General features: G+C 70.1%; 21 protein-coding genes and 1 pseudogene. 9 read left to right on the forward strand and 13 right to left on the reverse strand.

The window, feature by feature from the left end; genetic code table 11:
- Positions 1–17 precede the first annotated feature (17 nt).
- Entirely contained in the window at positions 18–842 is an 825-nt protein-coding gene (locus tag ACIO3S_RS17055) for an ion transporter (RefSeq protein ID WP_400465889.1), read from the reverse strand.
- 91 nt (positions 843–933) lie between these two features.
- A complete protein-coding gene (locus ACIO3S_RS17060) occupies positions 934–2406 on the reverse strand; it encodes an HTTM domain-containing protein (RefSeq protein ID WP_400465892.1) in 1473 nt (490 codons plus the stop codon).
- A 97-nt stretch (positions 2407–2503) separates the two neighbouring features.
- On the opposite strand from ACIO3S_RS17060, the gene recO reads away from it, so the two are divergent.
- From recO to ACIO3S_RS17075, 3 genes and pseudogenes are all read left to right on the forward strand, one after another.
- Entirely contained in the window at positions 2504–3232 is a 729-nt protein-coding gene (gene recO, locus ACIO3S_RS17065; RefSeq protein WP_141805688.1) for a DNA repair protein RecO, read from the forward strand.
- Between the two features lie 342 nt (positions 3233–3574).
- A pseudogene (locus ACIO3S_RS17070) lies at positions 3575–4384 on the forward strand (YibE/F family protein); the annotation flags it as partial.
- A 139-nt stretch (positions 4385–4523) separates the two neighbouring features.
- On the forward strand, positions 4524–5324 hold the full coding sequence (locus ACIO3S_RS17075; protein ID WP_400465896.1) for an isoprenyl transferase: 801 nt from the start codon (positions 4524–4526) through the stop codon (positions 5322–5324).
- Positions 5325–5416: 92 nt separating this feature from the next.
- On the opposite strand, the gene ACIO3S_RS17080 is transcribed toward ACIO3S_RS17075, so the two are convergent.
- Genes ACIO3S_RS17080 through bioB form a run of 8 tightly spaced genes read right to left on the reverse strand, consistent with a single transcriptional unit; the run spans position 5417 to position 12864 of the window.
- Positions 5417–5809, reverse strand: coding sequence for a Fur family transcriptional regulator (locus tag ACIO3S_RS17080; RefSeq protein WP_160028290.1), 393 nt, complete (start codon positions 5807–5809; stop codon positions 5417–5419).
- Complete coding sequence (locus ACIO3S_RS17085) at positions 5796–6815, reverse strand: metal ABC transporter permease (protein WP_400465900.1); 1020 nt, start codon at positions 6813–6815, stop codon at positions 5796–5798. Before ACIO3S_RS17085 ends, ACIO3S_RS17080 begins: the two co-directional genes overlap by 14 nt.
- Positions 6815–7630 carry a metal ABC transporter ATP-binding protein gene (locus ACIO3S_RS17090; protein ID WP_400465902.1) on the reverse strand — a complete coding sequence of 272 codons (816 nt, stop codon included), beginning with the start codon at positions 7628–7630 and terminating at the stop codon, positions 6815–6817. Before ACIO3S_RS17090 ends, ACIO3S_RS17085 begins: the two co-directional genes overlap by 1 nt.
- On the reverse strand, positions 7627–8607 hold the full coding sequence (locus ACIO3S_RS17095) for a metal ABC transporter substrate-binding protein (protein WP_400465904.1): 981 nt from the start codon (positions 8605–8607) through the stop codon (positions 7627–7629). Before ACIO3S_RS17095 ends, ACIO3S_RS17090 begins: the two co-directional genes overlap by 4 nt.
- An 11-nt stretch (positions 8608–8618) precedes the next feature.
- A complete protein-coding gene (gene bioD, locus ACIO3S_RS17100; RefSeq protein ID WP_400465907.1) occupies positions 8619–9275 on the reverse strand; it encodes a dethiobiotin synthase in 657 nt (218 codons plus the stop codon).
- Positions 9272–10390 (reverse strand): 8-amino-7-oxononanoate synthase, encoded by a 1119-nt coding sequence (locus tag ACIO3S_RS17105; RefSeq protein ID WP_400465911.1) that lies wholly within the window; start codon positions 10388–10390, stop codon positions 9272–9274. Before ACIO3S_RS17105 ends, bioD begins: the two co-directional genes overlap by 4 nt.
- A 1-nt stretch (position 10391) precedes the next feature.
- Positions 10392–11711 carry an adenosylmethionine--8-amino-7-oxononanoate transaminase gene (gene bioA / locus ACIO3S_RS17110; RefSeq protein ID WP_400465914.1) on the reverse strand — a complete coding sequence of 440 codons (1320 nt, stop codon included), beginning with the start codon at positions 11709–11711 and terminating at the stop codon, positions 10392–10394.
- A complete protein-coding gene (bioB, locus tag ACIO3S_RS17115) occupies positions 11692–12864 on the reverse strand; it encodes a biotin synthase BioB (RefSeq protein ID WP_400465917.1) in 1173 nt (390 codons plus the stop codon). Before bioB ends, bioA begins: the two co-directional genes overlap by 20 nt.
- A 117-nt stretch (positions 12865–12981) precedes the next feature.
- Between bioB and ACIO3S_RS17120 the strand changes: the two genes are divergently transcribed.
- From ACIO3S_RS17120 to ACIO3S_RS17135, 4 genes are all read left to right on the forward strand, one after another.
- Complete coding sequence (locus ACIO3S_RS17120) at positions 12982–14217, forward strand: alpha/beta fold hydrolase (RefSeq protein WP_400465920.1); 1236 nt, start codon at positions 12982–12984, stop codon at positions 14215–14217.
- 54 nt (positions 14218–14271) lie between these two features.
- On the forward strand, positions 14272–14841 hold the full coding sequence (locus ACIO3S_RS17125) for a GNAT family N-acetyltransferase (protein ID WP_400465923.1): 570 nt from the start codon (positions 14272–14274) through the stop codon (positions 14839–14841).
- Positions 14842–14927: 86 nt separating this feature from the next.
- Positions 14928–15398, forward strand: coding sequence for a hypothetical protein (locus ACIO3S_RS17130; protein WP_400465926.1), 471 nt, complete (start codon positions 14928–14930; stop codon positions 15396–15398).
- Positions 15399–15423: 25 nt separating this feature from the next.
- A complete protein-coding gene (locus ACIO3S_RS17135) occupies positions 15424–15972 on the forward strand; it encodes a GrpB family protein (RefSeq protein WP_400465929.1) in 549 nt (182 codons plus the stop codon).
- Between the two features lie 70 nt (positions 15973–16042).
- Here ACIO3S_RS17135 and ACIO3S_RS17140 read toward each other — a convergent pair whose 3' ends face one another.
- A complete protein-coding gene (locus ACIO3S_RS17140; protein ID WP_400465931.1) occupies positions 16043–16936 on the reverse strand; it encodes an aldo/keto reductase in 894 nt (297 codons plus the stop codon).
- Here ACIO3S_RS17140 and ACIO3S_RS17145 point away from each other — a divergent pair.
- Positions 16928–17134, forward strand: coding sequence for a GrpB family protein (locus ACIO3S_RS17145; protein ID WP_400466447.1), 207 nt, complete (start codon positions 16928–16930; stop codon positions 17132–17134). The genes ACIO3S_RS17140 and ACIO3S_RS17145 overlap by 9 nt on opposite strands.
- A gap of 56 nt (positions 17135–17190) precedes the next feature.
- On the opposite strand, the gene ACIO3S_RS17150 is transcribed toward ACIO3S_RS17145, so the two are convergent.
- Both ACIO3S_RS17150 and ACIO3S_RS17155 read right to left on the reverse strand, forming a co-directional pair.
- Complete coding sequence (locus ACIO3S_RS17150) at positions 17191–17523, reverse strand: hypothetical protein (RefSeq protein WP_400465934.1); 333 nt, start codon at positions 17521–17523, stop codon at positions 17191–17193.
- A 40-nt stretch (positions 17524–17563) separates the two neighbouring features.
- On the reverse strand, positions 17564–18427 hold the full coding sequence (locus ACIO3S_RS17155; RefSeq protein ID WP_400465937.1) for a hypothetical protein: 864 nt from the start codon (positions 18425–18427) through the stop codon (positions 17564–17566).
- A 169-nt stretch (positions 18428–18596) separates the two neighbouring features.
- Here ACIO3S_RS17155 and ACIO3S_RS17160 point away from each other — a divergent pair, with 169 nt between their 5' ends.
- Positions 18597–19997 (forward strand): glycine--tRNA ligase, encoded by a 1401-nt coding sequence (locus tag ACIO3S_RS17160; protein ID WP_400465940.1) that lies wholly within the window; start codon positions 18597–18599, stop codon positions 19995–19997.
- The last annotated feature ends 32 nt before the right edge of the window (positions 19998–20029 follow it).

Consider the following 20029-nt stretch of genomic DNA (forward strand, 5'->3'; position numbering starts at 1 on the left):
CGCAAAGAAAACGAGACCTACTTCCCGAACCGCTCCTGGTCGCGCTTGACCGCGGCGTGCTGGTCCGATCCGACGTTCTCCCGCAGTTCCTTGGCGGACTCGCGGATGGCGTCGGAGATGATCTCGTGGACCCGTGGGTCGGCCAGGCCCTCGTCGACCAGGCGCAGCACCGTATCGGCCACGAGACGGACCACGTCGTCGTGGAAGGGGAGGTATCTCAGCTTCCCGGTCGCCTGGTCCTGGCGGATGAGGTCGACGATGAGCGTGTCGATCTCGGCCCGGTTCTCCTCGATCGCGCTGGAGATGTGCCGGGTGTAGTTGCCGGTCTGGATCACCGCGATCACCTCGTCGAGCACCGCGACCGTGATCGGCTTGCGGATCGCGTTGACGATCGCCCCCGAGAACCTCCCCACCACGTACGCCGAGACGCGGTCGCCGAAGGCACGGTCCGCCGCACGCATCAGCCGGAGCAGGATCAGCACGATCCGCAGCAGCCGGAGGCCGCGGAAGGCCGGGCTGGCGGCGACACCGAGCGGGATCATCCCGACCAGCTCGTACCAGTAGAGGAGAGGGAACTTCCACCCGAGCCCCGAGCGGGTCCAGCGCCACACGAACTCGATGGCGAAGACAGCGCACACGACGTAGTCGGCGGCGACGACCCGGTCGTACCAGATCTGCGACACATCCCAGAACGTCACCCACACGGCCGCCGCGACCGAGACGATGGCGAGCACCAGCATCAGCCAGTCGACGACCGTGACCGGCGGTCCAGCGGCGGTGCCGGGCTTGCGGTCGTCGTGCGCGGGGCGGGTCGGCACGGTCGTGATGCCTGTTGAGCTCATGACCGGCACGATAGGAGACGAGCCGACCGATCACGGTCACCCACACGCGTCGTTGCCATCGTGTGGCTGCGACGTGAGGTCGGCAGCGTGGTCACTGGGTGCAGGCGACCTTGCCGTCTGGGACCGAGCGAAACGAGAACACCCTGCCCAAGAACGGGCTGTAGGAGAACTGGGGTTCATATCCGATGAACTCGCCGTCGACCTTCTGGATGCGACGGAGCTGCCCATAACAGCTGCACTCCACGGAGATGTCGTCCTTCGTGCTCAGAATCCGCTCGAACTCGAACCGGGTCAACGAGTGCTGGGCGTCAGCGACCGCGGCAAGCTCGGGGTCCTCGGTCTCGATGATCTCGACCAGGTCGCCCTGATAGTCGCCGATCTGGATGGCTGGGCTGATGAACCAGTGGTTCGTCCGGCCGTCCTCGGTCCAGAGGTTGCTGAACATCGTGAACGATGTCTGGGTCTTGAAACCGAGGTAGGGGAGGCTGCCGTTCACCAGGACGAGCAAGGTCACGCCCCACAGCACGGGCGATCCGGTGAACAGCGGGTCGGAGACGGCTATGGCACGCGGTCCGTCGCGGCGTACCACCGCGAGCAGGGACCGAAAATATACGACGATGAGAACCACGAGGCCGAGGAACCACAGACCCACCCGGGCATAGGTGAAGGCCTCGTCGTCCCCGATGGCCCTGGATGCGAGCGTCACGGCGACCACCAGGACGCCGACCGCCACCGCACCGCTCGCGACGGTCGCGACCAGGTGGCGTCGTAGCCGACGAAGGCTGTTGCCGACCAGGTCGCTGGCTGCGGTGGCGACCTCGGGGCTGAGGAACAAGGCATACGTTGCGACGGCGGCGTAGCTGAACGCCTGGATCGCCGCGATCGGGACCACCGCAAGGGAGAGGTGGAACAACAGCCCGATCGGAATGGCGAGGAACCGCGTTCTGCGGAAGGCGAGCAGCAGTCCCAGGGCGATCTCGGTGACCAAGGTGCCGGCCGTGACCGGAGTCGCGAGCCACGCCACGATGGCGCTGCTCTGCTCGGCATGGAGAGCGGTGCCGAGCAGCGTGGTCGCGCAACCCACCATCGGGTCGAAGAAGTCGTTGTTGGCCTTCGCGATCCCCGACCACAGGTACATGACGACCACAGCACCGCGGGCCGGACCCGCGAAGGCTTCGTACGTCGCCGCGCGGATGCCGAGGTCGGCTCGACCGCGTCTGTGCCGCATCCACCCGATGGCCAGCGCGCCGAGCAGGATCAGATTGATGCAGTCCTCGAGCAGATGATGATTGACCTGATAGGGCAGGTGCGCCCAGGAGTAGGCCAGGTTGAGCACGAGCATCGTCGCGAGCGCCAGAGCGCGGTTGGGAAGGACGATGGCCACGAGCGTTGCCACCAGAAGCAGGCCGAACAGGGCGTCGTGGGGAAAGTACTCATAGGTGAGGAGCTGGATCAGACCCTGTCCGGCCCAGAGCATGGTGAACAGGCTGAGCTGGTCAAAGGTCAGCCTTCGAGTCCGTACGTCGGCCACGGCGAAGGTGGACCGAGGGCTGATCCTGGGCATGGCGCATTATGATCTGGTTTCTCGCGGGATTTCTGGTTTCTCGGCGACGCGGACCCGGCGGCACCCGATGGCCAGGCGAGTGCTGCAGAATGGGACCGTGCCCCTCTACCGCGACGAGGCCATCGTGCTTCGCACCCACAAGCTCGGTGAGGCCGATCGCATCATCACCATGCTCACCCGTCACCACGGACGGGTGCGTGCGGTGGCGAAGGGCGTGCGGCGCACCACCTCGCGGTGGGGTTCGCGGCTGGAGCCGTTCACCCACGTCGACCTGCAGTTCGCCGAGGGGCGCAACCTCGACACGATCACCCAGGCCGAGACGCTCACCCTGTTCCACGCCGGGATCGGACTGGACTACGACCGCTACACCGCCGGCACCGCGATGCTCGAGACCGCCGACCGGCTGGTCCACGAGGAGGGCGAGCCGGCGCCGCAGCAGTATCTGCTGCTCGTCGGCGGGCTGCGGGTGCTCGCCCAGGGCGACCGGCTGCCCCGGCACGTCCTCGACTCCTACCTGCTCCGCTCGCTGGCCGTCGCCGGCTACGCGCCCTCTTTCGAGGCGTGCGCGAGGTGCGGCCTGGAGGGTCCGCACCGATGGTTCAACGTCTCCATGGGCGGCGCGCTGTGCACGACCTGCCGGGTGCCGGGATCGGCGACGCCCTCGCCCGAGACGCTCAGTCACCTCGGTGCGCTGCTCTCAGGTGACTGGGATACCGTCGGCGGCGCCGAGGACCGGACCAGCAGGCAGGCGAGCGGGTTGGTCGCCGCGTACCTCTCCTGGCATCTGGACCGCAATCTGCGCTCGCTGGAATACGTCGAGAGCTGAGGAACGATGGCCCACTCCCACGGCCACTCCCACGGTGGGCACGACGCCGAGGTGGAGGTCGAGGCCCTGCCGCGGATGGTGCTGACCGTCTCGCTCGTGTTCGTGGCTGTCATCACCGTCGTCGGAGTGGCCCTGTGGTGGCCCGACCGTGCCGCGGTCGAGAAGCTCCAGGGGTCACAGGAGTTCGTCGCCGACGGCGTCGTCTTCGAGACGGCCGAGATCACCTCGGTCGCCGAGCCGTGCAGCGCCGAGGGCACTCCCAAGGGCTGCAACACCGCCGCCGCGACGCTGACCAGCGGACCCGACACCGGCGCCGAGGTCGCGGTGGAGATCTCGACCCCGATGGCCCGCTCCGGGCTGGAGGCCGGCGACGAGGTCGAGCTCTCCCGCACCGAGAAGGAGGGGGAGGCGACGTACGCCTTCTTCGACGTCAAGCGCGGGCCGCCGCTGCTCCTGCTGGTCGGCCTTTTTGTGGCGTGCGTTGTCGCCGTCGCCCGCATGCGCGGGCTGATGGCGGTGCTCGGCCTGGGGTTCGCGGGAGCGGTGGTGTGGCTGTTCCTGCTGCCCGCGCTGCTCTCCGGCGAGCCCGCGGCGTGGGTCGCGCTGGTCTCCTCGGTGCTGATCCTCTACGTGGTGCTCTACACCACCCACGGGTTCTCGGTGCGTACCTCGGTGGCGCTCGCCGGCACCCTGGCCGGGGTCGCCGTGACCGCGCTGATCGGCACCTTCGCGATCGGTGCGAGCCGGCTGTCCGGGCTGGGCTCGGAGAGCGGTCAGACGCTCTCCTCGCTCGACGCCGCGCTCGACCTGCAGACCCTGCTCGTCGCCGCGGTGATCATCGCCGGCCTCGGCGCGCTCAACGACGTCACCATCACCCAGGCCTCCGCGGTGTGGGAGCTGCGTGCCGCCGGTCCGGACACCTCGCGCTGGGACGTCTTCCGCGGCGCGATGCGGATCGGCCGCGATCACGTCGCCTCGACGATCTACACGATCGTGTTCGCCTACGTCGGCAGCGCGCTCACCCTGCTGCTGGTGATCCAGCTCTACGACCGCACCTTCCTCTCGCTGCTGACGACCGAGCAGATGGCCGGCGAGATCGTCGCCACCATGGCCGCGGGCATCGGGGTCGTCCTGGCGATGCCGATCACCACGATCATCGGCGCGCTGACCCTCCCCGGTCCGGCCGGGCGACCCGAAGAGATGGAGTACGACGCGCCCCGGCGCCCGATGGTCCCGCCCAGGCCGCAGCCTCCTGGGCCGCAGCCGCCTCCTGGCTATCGCCCGACTAGGGTTGCACCTCGTGAGCAAGCCGGTCCGTACCCCAACACCCCACCCGTCCGGGGCTACCCCGCCCCCGGTCCCCAAGGACCTCGTCCCGCACCACGTGGCGATCATCATGGACGGCAACGGCCGATGGGCCAAGGAGCGTGGCCTCCCCCGGACCAAGGGCCACGAAGAGGGTGAGTCCTCGCTCTTCGACGTCGTCGAAGGTGCGATCGAGATCGGCGTGAAGGCCATCTCGGCCTACGCGTTCTCCACCGAGAACTGGTCGCGCTCGCCCGACGAGGTGAAGTTCCTGATGGGCTTCAACCGCGACGTCATCCGCCGCCGCCGCGACGAGATGAACGAGCTCGGGGTCCGGGTGCGCTGGGCCGGTCGCGCGCCGCGGCTGTGGAAGTCCGTCATCAACGAGCTGAAGATCGCCGAGGAGATGACGAAGGACAACACCGTCTGCACGCTGACGATGTGCGTCAACTACGGCGGTCGTGCCGAGCTCACCGACGCCGTGCGGAGGATGGGGGAGGACGTACGCGCCGGGAAGCTGCGTCCGGAGAAGATCACCGAGAAGACCTTCGAGCGCTACCTCTACGTCCCCGACCTCCCCGACGCCGATCTCATCTGGCGCACCTCCGGTGAGCAGCGCCTGTCCAACTACATGCTCTGGCAGGCCGCCTACTCCGAGTTCGTCTTCACCGACGTGCTGTGGCCCGACGTCGACCGCCGCCACCTGTGGCACGCCATCGAGACGTACGCCTCCCGCGACCGTCGCTACGGCGGCGCTCTCCCCAACCCCGTCGAGCCGAGAAGGTAGAAGCGGGGGCCGAATCGGTAGTTGTGGCTGACGAAAGTGTCGAATCGTCCGCCACAACTACCGATTCGGCCGCCAGAACCGCAGATTCGGAGTCAGCGGCAGTCGGTGCAGGTGCCGAAGATCTCCAGGGTATGGGAGACGTCGGTGAAGCCGTTGTCCTCGGCCATGGTCTTGGTCCAGCGCTCGACGGCAGGGCCCTCGACCTCGACGGTGCGGCCGCACTGACGGCAGACCAGGTGATGGTGATGCGTGTCGGAGCAGCGGCGGTAGATCGTCTCGCCGTCCTCGGAGCGCATCGCGTCGACCGCGCCGGCCTCGGCCAGTGCGGTCAGCGTGCGGTAGACCGTGGCCAGGCCGACGGCACCGTCCAGCCGGGAATGGATCTCCTGGGCGGAGTGGAAGCCGTCGTACGCCCGTAGTGCCTCGGCCACGGCGAGCCGCTGCTTGGTGGGGCGCAGGGAGCTCGGCGGATCAATGCTCGTCATAGTGCTCTCCCTCCGTGCCGACGTGCGCCGCGTGCCGGTGCCCGTCGTGGATGTAGTCGACGTGGTCGCCGTGCTCGACCGCTACGTGGCCGCACTTCTCGCCGTGGTGGTGCGGGTGTGCCTCGTCGACCGGTTTCTCCACGGGCGCGGTCTCCGGGAACGGGGCCACCAGGGCCCGCCGGCGGCGCAGCCAGGCGCCGATCGGCCAGACCAGGAAGAACCCGGCCAGCGCGACCAGCACGATGCTGGGGCCGGGCTGGACGTTGGCGCCGGTGCGGGAGAGTGCAGCCGCCAGCCCGAGGCCGCCGACCGAGGCGACCAGGCCGGCGCCCATCGCGCCGAGCAGCGTCATCCGGAACGACCGGGTCAGCTGCTGGACGATCGCGACCGGTACGACCATGAGTGCGGAGACGAGCAGCAGCCCGACGGTGCGCATCGCGATCACCACGCTCAGTGCGGCGAGCACGGCGACCAGGATCGAGTAGAACCGCACCGGCAGCCCGGCCACCTTGGCGTAGTCGGCGTCCTGGGAGACCGCGAACAGCTGCGGCGAGAGGCCGACGCAGATCACGATGAGCACGACCGCGAGGGCCATCGTCACGAGCAGGTCGTCGACCGAGATCGTCAGGATCGAGCCGAAGAGGAACTCCTGCAGCCGGGAGGCGCCGGTGCCGGCGAGGCCGGTGACGAAGACGCCGCCGGCGAGCCCGCCGTAGAAGAGCATCGCCAGGGCGACGTCGCCCTCGGCGTGGCCGCGCTCGCGCACGATCTCGATGACCACGGCGCCGGCGATGGCCACGATCACCGCGGCCCAGGTCGGCGAGGTCTGGGTCCACAGGCCGATCGCGACGCCGGTGACGGCGACGTGACCGATGCCGTCACCCATCAGCGCCAGTCGCCGCTGCACGATGTAGGTGCCGACCGCGGGCGCGGCGATCCCGACGAGGAACGCCGCGATCAGGGCCCGCTGCATGAACGGCACCGAGAAGAGCTCGAGGAGAGTCATCAGAGCTCCTTGAGTGGGGTCGGGACGGCGGCGTTGGGCTTGGGCGTCGACGCGTCGTCACAGTGGACGTGCCCGGCGTCGAAGCCCTGCGCGTGGACGTCGGCGTCGGAGAGGGGCGGGCCGTCGTAGGCCTTGCGCCCGTCACGCATGACGACGGCGCGGTCGACCAGCGGGGCCAGCGGCCCGAGCTCGTGGGCGACCAGCACGATCGTGGCGCCCTCTTCCTTGAGGCGGCCGAGTGCCCCGGCCAGCGCGTGCTGGTTGGGCAGGTCGACGCCGGCGGTGGGCTCGTCGAGCAGCAGCAGCTCGGGACGGCCGGCGAGCGCCCGCGCGATCAGCACCCGCTGGTGCTGACCGCCGGAGAGCTGGGCGACCCCGCGGTGGGCGTAGGCATCCATCCCGACGACCTCGAGCGCCGCCCGGATCGCGGCCCGGTCGGCGCTGCGCAGCGGCCGCAGCAGCTTGCGGTGGGTGAGCCGGCCGGAGGCGACGACCTCCCAGACCGAGGCGGGTACGCCACCGGTGGCCGTGCTTCGCTGCGGCACGTAGCCGACCCGCGACCAGTCGTGGAAGCCGGCCAGGGGGCGGCCGAACAGCTCCAGGCGACCGGCCGAGAGCGGGTTGAGGCCGACCAGGGTGCGTACGAGCGTCGACTTGCCGGAGCCGTTGGCGCCCATCAGCGCGACGAACTCACCGCGCTTGACGGTCAGGTCCACCTCGCGAAGGACGGGACGTCCGGACAGGGCGACATCCCCGTGCAGGAGCTGCACGGGGACATCGGCGGGGACGGTGCTTCCGGTCCCTGATCTGGTCACTGACAACCGTTGGCCGCCTTCAGGGCGTCGAGGTTCTGGCGCATGAGGGAAAGGTAGTCCTCTCCCTCGGTGTCTGCCGAGAGGCCCTCGATCGGGTCGAGCACCGCGGTCTTCAGACCGAGGTCGTCGGCGAGGGTGTCGGCGAGCGCCGTGCTGACCAGGCGCTCGGAGAAGATCGTGGTCACGCCGTGCTCCTTGGCGTGCTCGCCGATCTCGGCGAGCTGGGCCGGGTTGGGCTCGGCGTCGGGGGTCAGACCGGCGATCGACTCGAACTCCAGGCCGTACTTGTCCAGGTAGCCGAAGGCGTCATGGGAGACCACGACGTCCTTGATCTTGCATTGCGCCAGGCCGGTCTTGAACTCCTCGTCGACCTTCGTCAGGTCCTCGGTCAGCGACTTGGCGTTGGCCTCGTAGGTCTCGGCGTTGTCGGGGTCGGCCTTGACCAGAGCGTCGCGTACGCCCTCGGCGTACTGCGCCATCAGCAGCGGGTCGTGCCAGAAGTGGGGGTCGGACTCGCCGTGGGCGTGCTCGTCCTCGGCGGCGGCCTCCTCACCCTCGGCGTGCTCGTCCTCGTGGCCTTCCTCGTGGCCCTCCTCGGCCTTGCGGAGCTCGACGATCTTCTCGACGTCGACGACCTCGCCCTTGACGTCCTGCTCGACCGCGTCGTCGACGGCGGGCTGGAAGCCGTGCTCGGTGAGGATCAGGTCGGCGCTCTGCAGCGCGGCCGTCTGGTTGATGCTGAGCTCGAGGTCGTGCGGCTCGACGCCCGGCTTGGTGAGCGGGGTGACCTCGGCGAGGTCACCCGCTACCCGCTCCGCGACGAACTCCAGCGGGTAGAACGCGGCCGCGATCTGGACCTTCCCCGAGTCGGAACCGGAGGCGGAGGAACCGGAGTCGTCGGAGAGGGCGGCACAGCCCGAGGTGAGCAGGAGTGCGCCGGCGGCAAGGAGGCCTACGGAGCGGGTAGTGGGGGTCATGAGAACCATTCTCAGGTCAGTTGAGAATGGTTGTCAATTCCTTCCGGGATGCCGAACAGCAGGGGTACGCCGGTCACACGAGGCAGGTCGATGCGGTTGCACCGCTCGGCCAGCCCTGGATCGCCCGGCCAGGAGCCGATGATCAGCCCGTCGGGCTCGTGCCCGCGAGCGCGCAGCGCGGCCACGGTCAGCTCGGTGTGGTTGAGAGTGCCGAGCCCGGCCGCGGTGACGACGATGAACGAGGTCCGTACGCCGTCGGCGAGGAGTGCATCGGCCAGGTCCAGGAGCGTGCCACCGTCGGTGTCCAGGCGCACGAGCAGACCACCTGCGCCTTCGACGAGAACGAGGTCGTTCTCGCTGGTCAGGGTCGAGATCGTCGGAGCGTACGCAGCGACCGGCGGGATCTCCACCCCCGCCCGCCGCGCGGCGGTGTCGGGTGCGAGCGGCTCCTCCAGGCTGGTGAGCTCGTGGACCTCGATTCCGGTCAGCCGGTGGATCTCGGCGGCGTCGCAGTCGCCGTCGGCGGTGCCGGTCTGCACCGGCTTCACGACCGCGACCTTCTCGCCGTTCGTACGCGCCCGGGCGGCCAGCGTCGCCGTCGCGACGGTCTTGCCGACGCCCGTGTTGGTGCCGGTGACGATCACCACCCGCCCGGTCGACCCGGTCACCGGACCTCACCCACGATCGTGTCGATGGCCTTGGTCGCCCGCTCCCAGGCTTCGTCGGTGACACCCGCTCCGGCGGTGATCCGCAGCCGGGAGATCCCGTCGGGGACCGACGGCGGGCGGAAGCAGCCGACGCGTACGCCCTCGCTGAGCAGGGCCGCCTGCGCGGAGACCGCCGCCTCGGGCGACGGCATCGGCACCGACAGCACCGCGCCGGCAGGGGCGGGGACGCCGAGGGTCCGGGCCAGCTCGGTGACGCGAGCGCGGATGGTGTCGGCGAGGTCCGGGCGAGCGCGCGCGATCCGCGCCGCGGCCAGGGCTGCGGCGGCGGAGGCGGGCGCCAGGCCGGTGTCGAAGATGAACGGGCGGGCGGCGTTGACCAGATGGGCGAGGACCGCTTGCGGCCCCAGGACGGCTCCGCCCTGGCTGCCCAGGCTCTTGGAGAGCGTCGCGGTGACGAGTACGTCGGGCCGCCCGGCGAGACCGTGGCGGTGGACGAGCCCCGGTCCGTGCACACCGACGCCGTGGGCCTCGTCGACGACGAGCAGCGCGCCGTGCTCCGCGCAGACTTCGGCCAGCTCCGTCAGCGGCGCCTCGTCGCCGAGGACCGAGTAGACGGACTCGGCCAGCACCAGGCTGCGTACGCCGGGACGCGCGGCCAGCGCCTCCCGGACCGCCGCCACGTCGTTGTGCGGCACGACCGTCAGCTGTGCCCGGGAGAGCCGCACCGCGTCGATCAGCGAGGCGTGGATGTGGGCGTCGGAGACGACGTGGGCGGTCCGGTCGGCGAGTGCGCCGACGACCGAGAGATTGGCGTGGTAGCCGCTCGAGAACGTCAGCGCGCCCGGCTGGCCGAGCCAGTCGGCGAGCTCGGCCTCCAGGTCGCCGTGCAGGGTCAAGGTGCCCGTGACCAGCCGAGACGCACCCGCGCCGCCGCCCCAGAGCATCGCCGCCTCGGCGGCTGCGTGGCGTACCTCGGGGTGCTGGGAGAGTCCTAGGTAGTCGTTGCCCGCCAGGTCGACGACGGCGTCGTCGGGTCCGCGCGGCCGCAGTCGCCGGGTCAGCCCCGCCTCCTCGCGCGCGGTGGCTGCCTCCTCCAGCCAGGTCTGCCACCCCATCTCAGGCCACCTCCGCGGCCGCGGCGACGGCCCGGCAGATGCGGGCGAGGTCGTCCTCGCCGGTGATGTAGGGCGGCATCGTGTAGATCAGGTCGCGGAACGGCCGGATCCAGACGCCCTCACGCAGCGCGGCGTCGGTGGCCTTGGCGACATCGACCGGATGGTCGAGCTGGACCACACCGACGGCGCCGAGGACGCGGACCTGGCTGACGCCCGGCGCGGCGGCCAGCGGAGAGAAGCCCGTCGAGAGCGCGGCGGAGACCCGGCGTACGTCCTGCTCCCAGCCGCGGGCGGTCAGCAGGTCGAGTGAGGCCAGCGCCACCGCGCAGGCGAGCGGGTTGCCCATGAAGGTCGGCCCGTGCATGAGCACGCCCGACTCGCTCCGGGAGATCGCGTGCGCGACCTCGGTGGTGGTCAGCACCGCGGCCAGGGTCATGTAGCCGCCGGTGAGCGCCTTGCCGAGACAGAGGATGTCGGGGGTGACCAGCGAGGACACGAAGAGGTCGCCGGTGCGGCCGAGGCCGGTGGCGATCTCGTCGAAGATCAGCACCAGGCCGTGCTCGTCGGCGATCTCGCGGAGCACGACCAGGCACTGGTCGTCGTAGACCCACATCCCGCCAGCACCCTGGAGCCGCGGCTCGAGGATGATTCCGGCGAGCTCGTGGGCGTGCTCGGCCGCCAGACGGCGTACGCCCTCGGCCCACGCCTCCACGTCGCCGCCCGGCGCGGGCGGGCGCTCGGCGAAGACCTGCGGCGCGAGCATCTCGGTGAACATCGAGTGCATCCCGCCGACCGGGTCGCACGTGCTCATGCACCCGAAGGTGTCACCGTGGTAGCCGCCGCGCACGGTCAGCAGCCGGGTCCGCTCCGGCCGACCGCGGCCGCGCTGTGACTGCAGGGCCATCTTGATCGCCACCTCGACGCTGACCGAGCCGGAGTCGGCGAGGAAGACGTGCTGCAGGGGGGCCGGGGTCATCGAGACGAGCCGCTCGGCGAGGTCGATCGCCGGGGCATGGGTCAGGCCGCCGAACATCACGTGTGCCATCCGGTCGGCCTGCTCGGCGAGCGCGGCGTCCAGCTCGGGCACCCGGTAGCCGTGGACCGCAGACCACCATGACGACATCGCGTCGACGACCTCGAGCCGTTCGCCGCCGTCGTCGAGGTGGAGGCGTACGCCCTCGGCGCCGGTGACGAGCCGCACCGGCGCCGGGTCGGTCATCGAGGTGTAGGGGTGCCAGAGGTGCTCGCGGTCGAACGCGAGCAGGTCGTGGGCCCGATCAGCGCCCCGATGGATGTCCCGATCAAGCGTTGGCAGCGACATCGGTCCCCGCTCCGCGGCGCCGGATCACCGGGCCGCCCTGCTCGTCGTGACCACCGCAGGCCCCGCCAGAAGCAGAGCCGCAGCCATCACCGCAGCTGCTGCCGCACCCGCCCGCTGCGCGCGCGGCAACCTTGGTGCGGTGCTCCTCGATGAGCTCGCCGAATGCGCTCTCGTCCATGCCGAGGATGATGAAGCCGTTGTCGCGCAGCATCTCCAGGTCGGCCAACGCGTCCTGCCCCTCGGAGGTCAGGTAGTCACCGAGGAAGATCGAGTTGGCGACCTGGAGGGCAAGAGCCTGCAGCGAGCGTAGGTGCATCTCGCGGCCGCCGGCGATCCGGATCTCCTTGTCCGGGCAGACGAAGCGCGCCATCGCCAGGATCTTCACGCAGCGGGTGGGGGAGAGCTCCCAGGTGTTCTCGTACGGCGTCCCGTCGAACGGCATCAGGAAGTTCACCGGGATCGAGTCGGCGTCGAGCTCCTTGAGCGCGAAGAGGGCCTCGACGAGCTGCTCGTCGGTCTCGCCCAGGCCCGCGATGAGACCCGAGCACGGCGAGAGGCCGGCGTCCTTGGCCTTGCCGATCGTGTCGACGCGGTCCTCGTAGGTGTGGGTCTGGACGATGTTGTCGTGGTTGGACTCGGCGGTGTTGATGTTGTGGTTGTACGCATCCACCCCGGCGGCCTTGAGCCGCTCGGCCTGGCCGCCCTTGAGCAGCCCGAGACAGGCGCAGACCTCGACGCCCTCGTGCGCGTCCTTCAGTGCGGAGGTCATCTCGACGACCTTGTCGATGTCGCGATCGGACGGTCCGCGGCCCGAGGAGACCATGCAGACGCGGGTGGCGCCACCACGCAGCCCGGCACCGGCCTGCTCGAGGGTCTCGTCCTTGGAGAGCCAGGAGTACTTCAGGACCGGCGCCTGCGAGCCGAGGGCCTGGCTGCAGTAGTTGCAGTTCTCCGGGCACAGCCCTGACTTGAGGTTGACCAGGTAGTTCACCTTCACGGTGTTGCCGAAGTGCTCGCGCCGCAGTCGCCCCGCCGCGGCGACGACACTCATCAGCTCCGCGTCGGGCGTACGCAGCACGGCCACTGCGTCCTCCGCGGTGGCGGCCCCGCCGGACAGGATCCGGTCGGCTAGCTGGTCGAAGGCTGTCGTCATGCGGGAGTCTCCTCGGGATGGCTACCTGAACAACGTTCAGTTGAACGGTGTTCAGGTTAGGTTCTGTCGGGCCGTACCGCAACGCCGCCGTCCATCTGACCGGCATAGGATCGACTGGTGCACACCGAGACGATCCCTGGACTGGTCCTGATCGAGCACGAGATCGAGGTGCCGCTGGATCACCGCGGCGGTGGGCCGGAGACGCTGACCGTCTTCGCCCGCGAAGTGCGCCGTCCTGGCGATCGCGACGACCGCGACGCGCTGCTCTTCCTCCAAGGCGGCCCGGGCGGAGAGAGCCCGCGCCCGATCGACCTGCCGATGGTGCCGGGATGGCTCGAACGGGCGCTGGAGGACTATCGGCTGATCCTCCTCGACCAGCGGGGGACCGGACGGTCGACACCGCTCACCGCGATGACCGGGATGAGCCCGCAGGAGCAGGCCGACTACCTGGCTCACTTCCGCGCCGACTCGATCGTCGAGGACGCCGAGCTCCTCCGCGTGTCACTGGGGATCGAGCGCTGGTCGCTCCTGGGCCAGTCCTTCGGCGGCTTCTGCTCGCTGCGCTACCTCTCGGCCCATCCCGAGTCGCTGCGTGAGGTGATGTTCACCGGGGGAGTGCCGCCGGTAGGGCTGCCCGTCGACGAGATCTACGCCGCGACCTTCGCCCGCACGATCGAGCTCACCGAGCGCCACTACGCCAGGTTTCCCCGGGACCGCGACCGGATGCGGGCGCTGATCGAGCGCTGCGACGCCGGTGAGATCCGGCTCCCGCACGGCGGCCCGCTCTCCGCCCGCCAGGCACGCTCCATCGGCAACCGCCTCGGCATGACCGGCGGCTCCGAGCAGATCCACTACCTCCTCGAGCGCGACCCGGCCGGACTCGGCTTCGGTCACGAGGTCGCGTCGCTGCTGCCCTTCAGCGGCCACTCGCCGCTCTACGTACTCGTCCACGAGGCCTGCTACGCCGATGCTCAGGCCACCCGGTGGGCCTCCGCGCGCGTGCAGCCCGCGGCGTACGAGGACCCGACCCTCTTCACCGCCGAGCACCTCTTCCCGTGGCACCTCACCGAGGATCCGCTGCTGGCTCCCTTCGCCGAGACGGCGGACCTGCTGGCTGAGCGCGAGTGGCCGAGCCTCTACGACCCGAGCGTGCTCGCCGCCGTCGATGTCCCGTGCGCCGCGGCGGTCTACTACGACGACCCCTACGTCCTGCGCGAGCACTCCCTCGGCACCGCCGAGCTGGTCCCCACCCTCCGCCCGTGGATCACCAACGCCCACCTCCACAACGGCGTCCAGGTCGCCCCCGAGGAGGTCCTGGACCGCCTCATCGGGATGGTCCGTGGGCGGGTCTGACCGCGCTGGCGAAACCCGTTGGCGGCGGTGATGCAGCCGTGAAACGGTTCGGCCATGGAGATCCGAGCTGCCCTCGCCGAAGACCAGGCCGCGATCGAGGCCGTTGCCGCAGGCGCCTTCGAGGAGGAGACCGACGGGCGGATCGTGCGGCTGTTGCGTGCCTTGGCCGACTCCGGTGCGCTGCGAGCGAGCCTGGTCGCGGTCGCTGGTGGCGAGATCGTGGGCCATCTCGCGCTGTCACGCTCGTGGGTGGACGCGCGCGAGCGGCTCGTCGACGTGCTCGTGCTGAGTCCGCTCTCGGTGCGCCCGGACCGCCAGCGGGCCGGGATCGGCACGGCGCTGGTCGCAGCGGCGCTCGCGGAGGCGGAGCGCCTCGAGGCTCCGGCGGTCTTTCTCGAGGGAGGCTGGGACTACTACGGCTCCCGCGGCTTCTCGGCCGCGACGCCGCTCGGTTTCACCGCCCCCTCGTCCCGCATTCCGCAGCAGGCGTTCCAGGTGACCCGGCTCCCGGCGTACGAGCCTTGGATGACCGGTGCGTTCGTCTACTGTGAGGCGTTCTGGGCGCACGACGCCGTCGGTCTTCGCGACCCGCTCCTCGCCCAGGTCGAGGCGCACGTCGGTTGACCGCGGATCGATTGACAATGGCGCTGTTCGTCAACGAAGGGTCAACGTCTGCGGCGGCGCGCGGCGGTGCCGGGCATCCTGAGCGCATGAGTCTGCCCGTGACCGCCGTTCGCATCGCCTCCTTCGTCGTCACCATGGTGCTCGTCGGGCTCGCCTACCCGGTGCTCGCAGGGTTGGTCTACCTCGGCCTTCTGGTCGCATCTGCGACCGGCGGCCACGGGATGGGCGGACCGCTCGCGGGCCCGGTGCTCGTACTTCTCGGGGCTGCCGTCGGAGCGCTCTGCGTGGCCATCGCGGCCCCTGCGGCGCTCGCTGCCCGTGTGCTCGGTGGGCTCAAGGGATTCCTCGCCGGCTCCGCGATCCTCGTGCTCCTCACCGCCGGAGCCACCTGGCTGGCCTGGCTCCTCTTCGACCTGTCCGGAAGCCCGGTGGTCACCTCCGCGGTCCTGGTCGGCGCCGCGACCCCCGCGGCGCTCGTCCTCGCGCTCTCCGACGCCGTCGCCGGGTTCGTCACCGGCCCGCGTCGGCGGCTTCGGCCTTTCGCCGCCGAAGCCTGAGCCGACCTGCCAGACTCTGGTGCCTGTGAGCATCGAGGTAGTGGCGTACGACCCTTCGTGGCAGGACCGGTTCGAGAAGGTCGCCGCGGCGCTGAGCGGCGCGCTGGCCGACGGCCCGTCGGCGAGCATCGAGCATGTCGGCTCGACCTCGGTCCCGGGGCTGGCCGCGAAGCCCATCCTCGACATCGACGTGATCGTCGCGCCGGAGGACGTCCCCGCTGCGGTCGCTGCGCTCGTCCGCATCGGCTACGTCCACCGCGGCGACCTCGGCGTCGCCGGCCGCGAGGCGTTCTTCGCCCCCGACGATGACCCGAGACGCCACGTCTACGTCTGCGCCGCGGGGACGCTCAACGTACGCAATCATCTCGCCGTCCGCGACGTCCTGCGCCGCCGTGAGGACCTTCGCGACGAGTACGCAGCCGTGAAGCTGGCGCTGGCCGCCGACCCCGACATGGACATCGACACCTACATCGCCCGCAAGTCCGACGTCCTGCAGAAGGTCCTCGCCGCCGCCGCCGACCTGACCGACGCCGAGCGCCGCCAGATCCTCTCCCTCAACGACCCCAGCCGCTGATGCTTCCGGCGCGGCTGCTGGCGGCCGGGTCGGCGGTGAGCAGGTCGCGCGCGCCCGAGCACCGCTTCGGTCAGGCGGTCGGTGACCACGCCGCCGTCAGTCGCCGCAGTTCCTCGGCACCGAGGACGATCTCCCGGGCAGCCACGTTCGCACGAACGTGACTCGCGCGCGTCGTCCCGGGCAACGGCACCACCTCGAGGCCGTGCAGGGGCCCGCGGCTGTGGACCCACGCGATCGCGAGCTGACCTGCCGACACCCCGTGCGCTGCGGCGATCTCGCGGTGGACCACCTGCCTCTCGTCGGCCGGGGCAGCGTCGCCCGCGGCACCGTGCAGCACACCGTGCGACGTAGGCGAGTGGGCGACGAGTGCGACGCCCAGCTCGGCGGCGGCCGGCACGAGGTCACGTTCGACCGTGCGCTCGGCCAACGACCAGTGCTCCTGGAGCGCCGCCACCGGGTGGACGGCATGAGCGCGTCGGAGATCCTCGGCGGTGACGTTGGAGAGCCCGATCGCGCCGACCTTCCCCTGCCGTACGAGGTCCGCCATCGCTCCGACGGTCTCCTCGATGGGGACCGTCTCGCTGCGGTGGTGCAGGTAGTAGAGGTCGATCCGGTCGGTCCGGAGCCGGCGAAGGCTGGCCTCGCAGGAGCGCCGAACCTGCCCGGCGTCCGCTCGCACCTCGAAGCCGTCGGGAGGGCCATCGGGACGGCCGTCGGTCCGCACGACTCCGAACTTGCTGGCCAGCACCACCTCGTCGCGCCGGGCGGCGATCGTGCGGCCGACCAGCTCCTCGTTGCCGTACAGCTCAGCCGTGTCGATCATCGCGACTCCCTCGTCCAGCGCCGTGTTGACGACCCGGAACGGGTCCCGGTCCGGGTCGCCGGACTTGGTGTCGCGCAGGCGCATGGCACCGAATCCCTGTCGGCCGAGCTGGAGAGGGGAGGTGGTCGCGGGCTGGCTCATGCCGAGATCCTAGAAGCCGGTGCGATGACCGTCGCGCCGAACGGGCGACCCCGGCGCCACGTGTACGTGTGCGCGGCCGGCACCATGAACGTACGCAACCACCTGGCCGTCCGCGACATCCTGCGCCGGCGCGACGACCTCCGAGACGAGTACGCCGAGCGCCGCCAGATCCTCTCCCTCAACGACCCGAGCCGCTGACGTCCGTGAAGACCGCCGAGACGATCGCGCCCCACCTGCTGCCGACACCGTCTGCGTCAGAGGCGAAGGGCGTGGGCAGCCATGCGGAAGGCGACTGCGGCGGCCACGGGGTCGTGCAGCGATTCGTCGGCCAGGGCGAGCTCGGCGTGGGCGCGGACGCTGTCGGCAGGGTCGGCAGCCAGCAGGTCGGTGCACAGGCCGGCGACCACGCTGCCAGAGTCGTGGTCGTCGAGCTCGTCGAGGACGTTTCCGAGGTCGAGCAACATCGCGGCCTCCTCGAAGATCTCGCGCAGGGTCTCCTCATCGACGTCGACCTCGGGGCGTTGCGCGGCGACAGCGGCCAGCTCGAGGATCGGTGCGAGCCGGGGATCGAGGTCTTTCATGGCCATGGGGCCCAGCATGACCCCCTGAATTCGGAGCGGCAACGGGTTAGATGTCGTCGAGGTTCAGGCCCATCGGCGACTGGCCGGGGATCTCACCGGAGGCGACCACGGCCTTGGTCAGTGGCCGCAGCAGCGCGATGAGATCGTCGATCTCGGCAGGCTCCAGGCTCGCGTACGCCGTGGCGGCAAGCGCATCGGTCGTCGACTCGATCCCGGCCTTGGTCTCCCTGCCGGCGTCGGTGAGGGACTGGCCGTCGTCGGTGACGAGCCCGCGGGATCGCAGTCCGGAGATGAGGGCGTCCCACTCGGTCTCATGGATGTTGCGGGAGGTGGCGTAGACCGACGGAGCGGTGCCATTGGCGAGGGCATGGAAGACGTGCGACTCGCGGCCACCGATCCCGGCAGCCAGCAGGGTCGCGACGTGACCGTCGCCCCGATGTTCCCGCAGCAGCGTCGCCGAATCCCACAGGAGGGTCAGCGGGTCCTCGGCGACGGGGAGCGAGCGCAGTGCGGCGTACAGGGGTCGGCCTTCCAACGGAGCGCCGAGAGCGGCTCGCGAGGCGAGCGAGGCAGCCCGGGTCAGGTCGTCGGAATCGGTGAGCGGGCCGAGGTGACGGCGGAGCGCAGCGACGGCGCCGGAGCGGCGGGCATCGTGCGCGGCCCCGGGCGGAGCGTACGTCCAGGCGTCCGGAAGCGCCCGGGAGACGTGTGAGAAGGCGAAGTTGTAGAAGATGGCATGGACGACCTCGGCCGGAACAGCGCCCAGCGGAGCCGACCGAGCGGCGAAGTAGCCCATCCAGTAGCCGCGGTAGCCGGCCGCCTTGAGCAGGGCGATCGGTTCGGGTGAGAAGTAGCCCACCGCATGGATCGGCTCGAGCAGCTTCCACAGACGACGCGCGTTCGACTCCATGTCCAGCGACGCTATCGGCAGATGCCCGAGCGGCCGAGCGAATTGGCCCCGCGGGCGGCGTACATAACAAGATGACACCACGGATAGGATTTCCCTGTCGCTGTAGACATCCCCCTCAACACCAGGCCCGGCAGCCGGCCGGGCTCACCTCGAGCAGAGAGCATTCATCGTGGCAAAGCCGCCAGCATCGACCCTTGACCTCGTCGTCTCCCTCGCCAAGCGGCGCGGATTCGTCTTCCCCAGCGGCGAGATCTACGGCGGCACCCGGAGTGCCTGGGACTACGGCCCCCTCGGTGTCGAGCTCAAGGAGAACATCAAGCGCCAGTGGTGGAAGGCGATGGTCCAGCAGCGCGACGACGTCGTCGGCCTCGACTCGAGCATCATCCTGCCGCGCCAGACCTGGGTCGCCTCCGGCCACGTCGAGACCTTCAACGACCCGCTGGTCGAGTGCCAGTCGTGCCACAAGCGCTACCGCTTCGACCACCTCCAGGAGGAGTACGCGGAGAAGAAGGGCATCGACGACCCCGACACCGTGGACATCAATGAGGTCGTCGCCTGCCCGAACTGCGGCACCCGTGGCGCCTGGACCGAGCCGCGTGAGTTCTCCGGCATGCTCAAGACCCACCTCGGTGTCCTCGAGGACGAGTCGGGCCTCCACTACCTGCGTCCGGAGACCGCGCAGGGCATCTTCGTCAACTTCGCCAACGTGGTCACCTCGACCCGCCAGAAGCCCCCGTTCGGCATCGCCCAGACCGGCAAGAGCTTCCGCAACGAGATCACGCCGGGCAACTTCATCTTCCGCACCCGCGAGTTCGAGCAGATGGAGATGGAGTTCTTCGTCAAGCCGGGCGAGGACGAGGAGTGGCACCAGTACTGGATCGACGAGCGCACCCGGTGGTACACCGGCCTCGGCATCAACCCCGACAACCTGCGTCACTACGAGCACGCCAAGGAGAAGCTGAGCCACTACTCCAAGCGCACCGTCGACATCGAGTACCGCTTCAACTTCCCCGGTAGCGAGTGGGGCGAGCTCGAGGGCATCGCCAACCGCACCGACTTCGACCTCGGCACCCACATGAAGCACTCGGGCCAGGACCTGCAGTACTTCGACCAGGCCAACAACGAGCGCTACCTGCCCTACGTCATCGAGCCCGCGGCCGGTCTGACCCGTGCCCTGATGACCTTCCTCGTCGACGCGTACGCCGAGGAGGAGGCCCCCAACGCCAAGGGCGGTGTCGACAAGCGGGTCGTGCTCCGTCTCGACCACCGGGTCGCGCCGGTCAAGATCGCCGTGCTCCCGCTCAGCCGCAACGAGGCGCTCTCCCCGAAGGCGAAGGCGCTCTCGGCCGAGCTGCGCGCCAACTGGGCCGTCGACTTCGACGACTCCCAGTCGATCGGCAAGCGGTACCGCCGCCAGGACGAGATCGGTACGCCGTACTGCGTCACCGTCGACTTCGACACCCTCGAGGACAACGCAGTCACCATCCGCGAGCGCGACACCATGAAGCAGGAGCGCATCCCGCTCGAGGGCGTGAGCCGCTACTTCGCCGAGCGTCTGATCGGCGCCTGAGCCAGTAGCTCAACGCCGGGCCGTTACCACCT

The sequence above is a fragment of the Nocardioides sp. NPDC087217 genome (assembly GCF_044744805.1).
Classification (GTDB): Bacteria; Actinomycetota; Actinomycetes; order Propionibacteriales; family Nocardioidaceae; genus Nocardioides.

Coding starts and splice junctions, on each gene's coding strand:
- ACIO3S_RS17055 (WP_400465889.1), bottom strand. CDS start 842: ATGAGCTCAACAGGCATCACGACCGTGCCGACCCGCCCCGCGCACGAC.
- ACIO3S_RS17060 (WP_400465892.1), bottom strand. CDS start 2,406: ATGCCCAGGATCAGCCCTCGGTCCACCTTCGCCGTGGCCGACGTACGG.
- ACIO3S_RS17080 (WP_160028290.1), bottom strand. CDS start 5,809: ATGACGAGCATTGATCCGCCGAGCTCCCTGCGCCCCACCAAGCAGCGG.
- ACIO3S_RS17085 (WP_400465900.1), bottom strand. CDS start 6,815: ATGACTCTCCTCGAGCTCTTCTCGGTGCCGTTCATGCAGCGGGCCCTG.
- ACIO3S_RS17095 (WP_400465904.1), bottom strand. CDS start 8,607: ATGACCCCCACTACCCGCTCCGTAGGCCTCCTTGCCGCCGGCGCACTC.
- ACIO3S_RS17105 (WP_400465911.1), bottom strand. CDS start 10,390: ATGGGGTGGCAGACCTGGCTGGAGGAGGCAGCCACCGCGCGCGAGGAG.
- bioA (WP_400465914.1), bottom strand. CDS start 11,711: ATGTCGCTGCCAACGCTTGATCGGGACATCCATCGGGGCGCTGATCGG.
- bioB (WP_400465917.1), bottom strand. CDS start 12,864: ATGACGACAGCCTTCGACCAGCTAGCCGACCGGATCCTGTCCGGCGGG.
- ACIO3S_RS17125 (WP_400465923.1), top strand. CDS start 14,272: ATGGAGATCCGAGCTGCCCTCGCCGAAGACCAGGCCGCGATCGAGGCC.
- ACIO3S_RS17130 (WP_400465926.1), top strand. CDS start 14,928: ATGAGTCTGCCCGTGACCGCCGTTCGCATCGCCTCCTTCGTCGTCACC.
- ACIO3S_RS17140 (WP_400465931.1), bottom strand. CDS start 16,936: ATGAGCCAGCCCGCGACCACCTCCCCTCTCCAGCTCGGCCGACAGGGA.
- ACIO3S_RS17150 (WP_400465934.1), bottom strand. CDS start 17,523: ATGGCCATGAAAGACCTCGATCCCCGGCTCGCACCGATCCTCGAGCTG.
- ACIO3S_RS17155 (WP_400465937.1), bottom strand. CDS start 18,427: ATGGAGTCGAACGCGCGTCGTCTGTGGAAGCTGCTCGAGCCGATCCAT.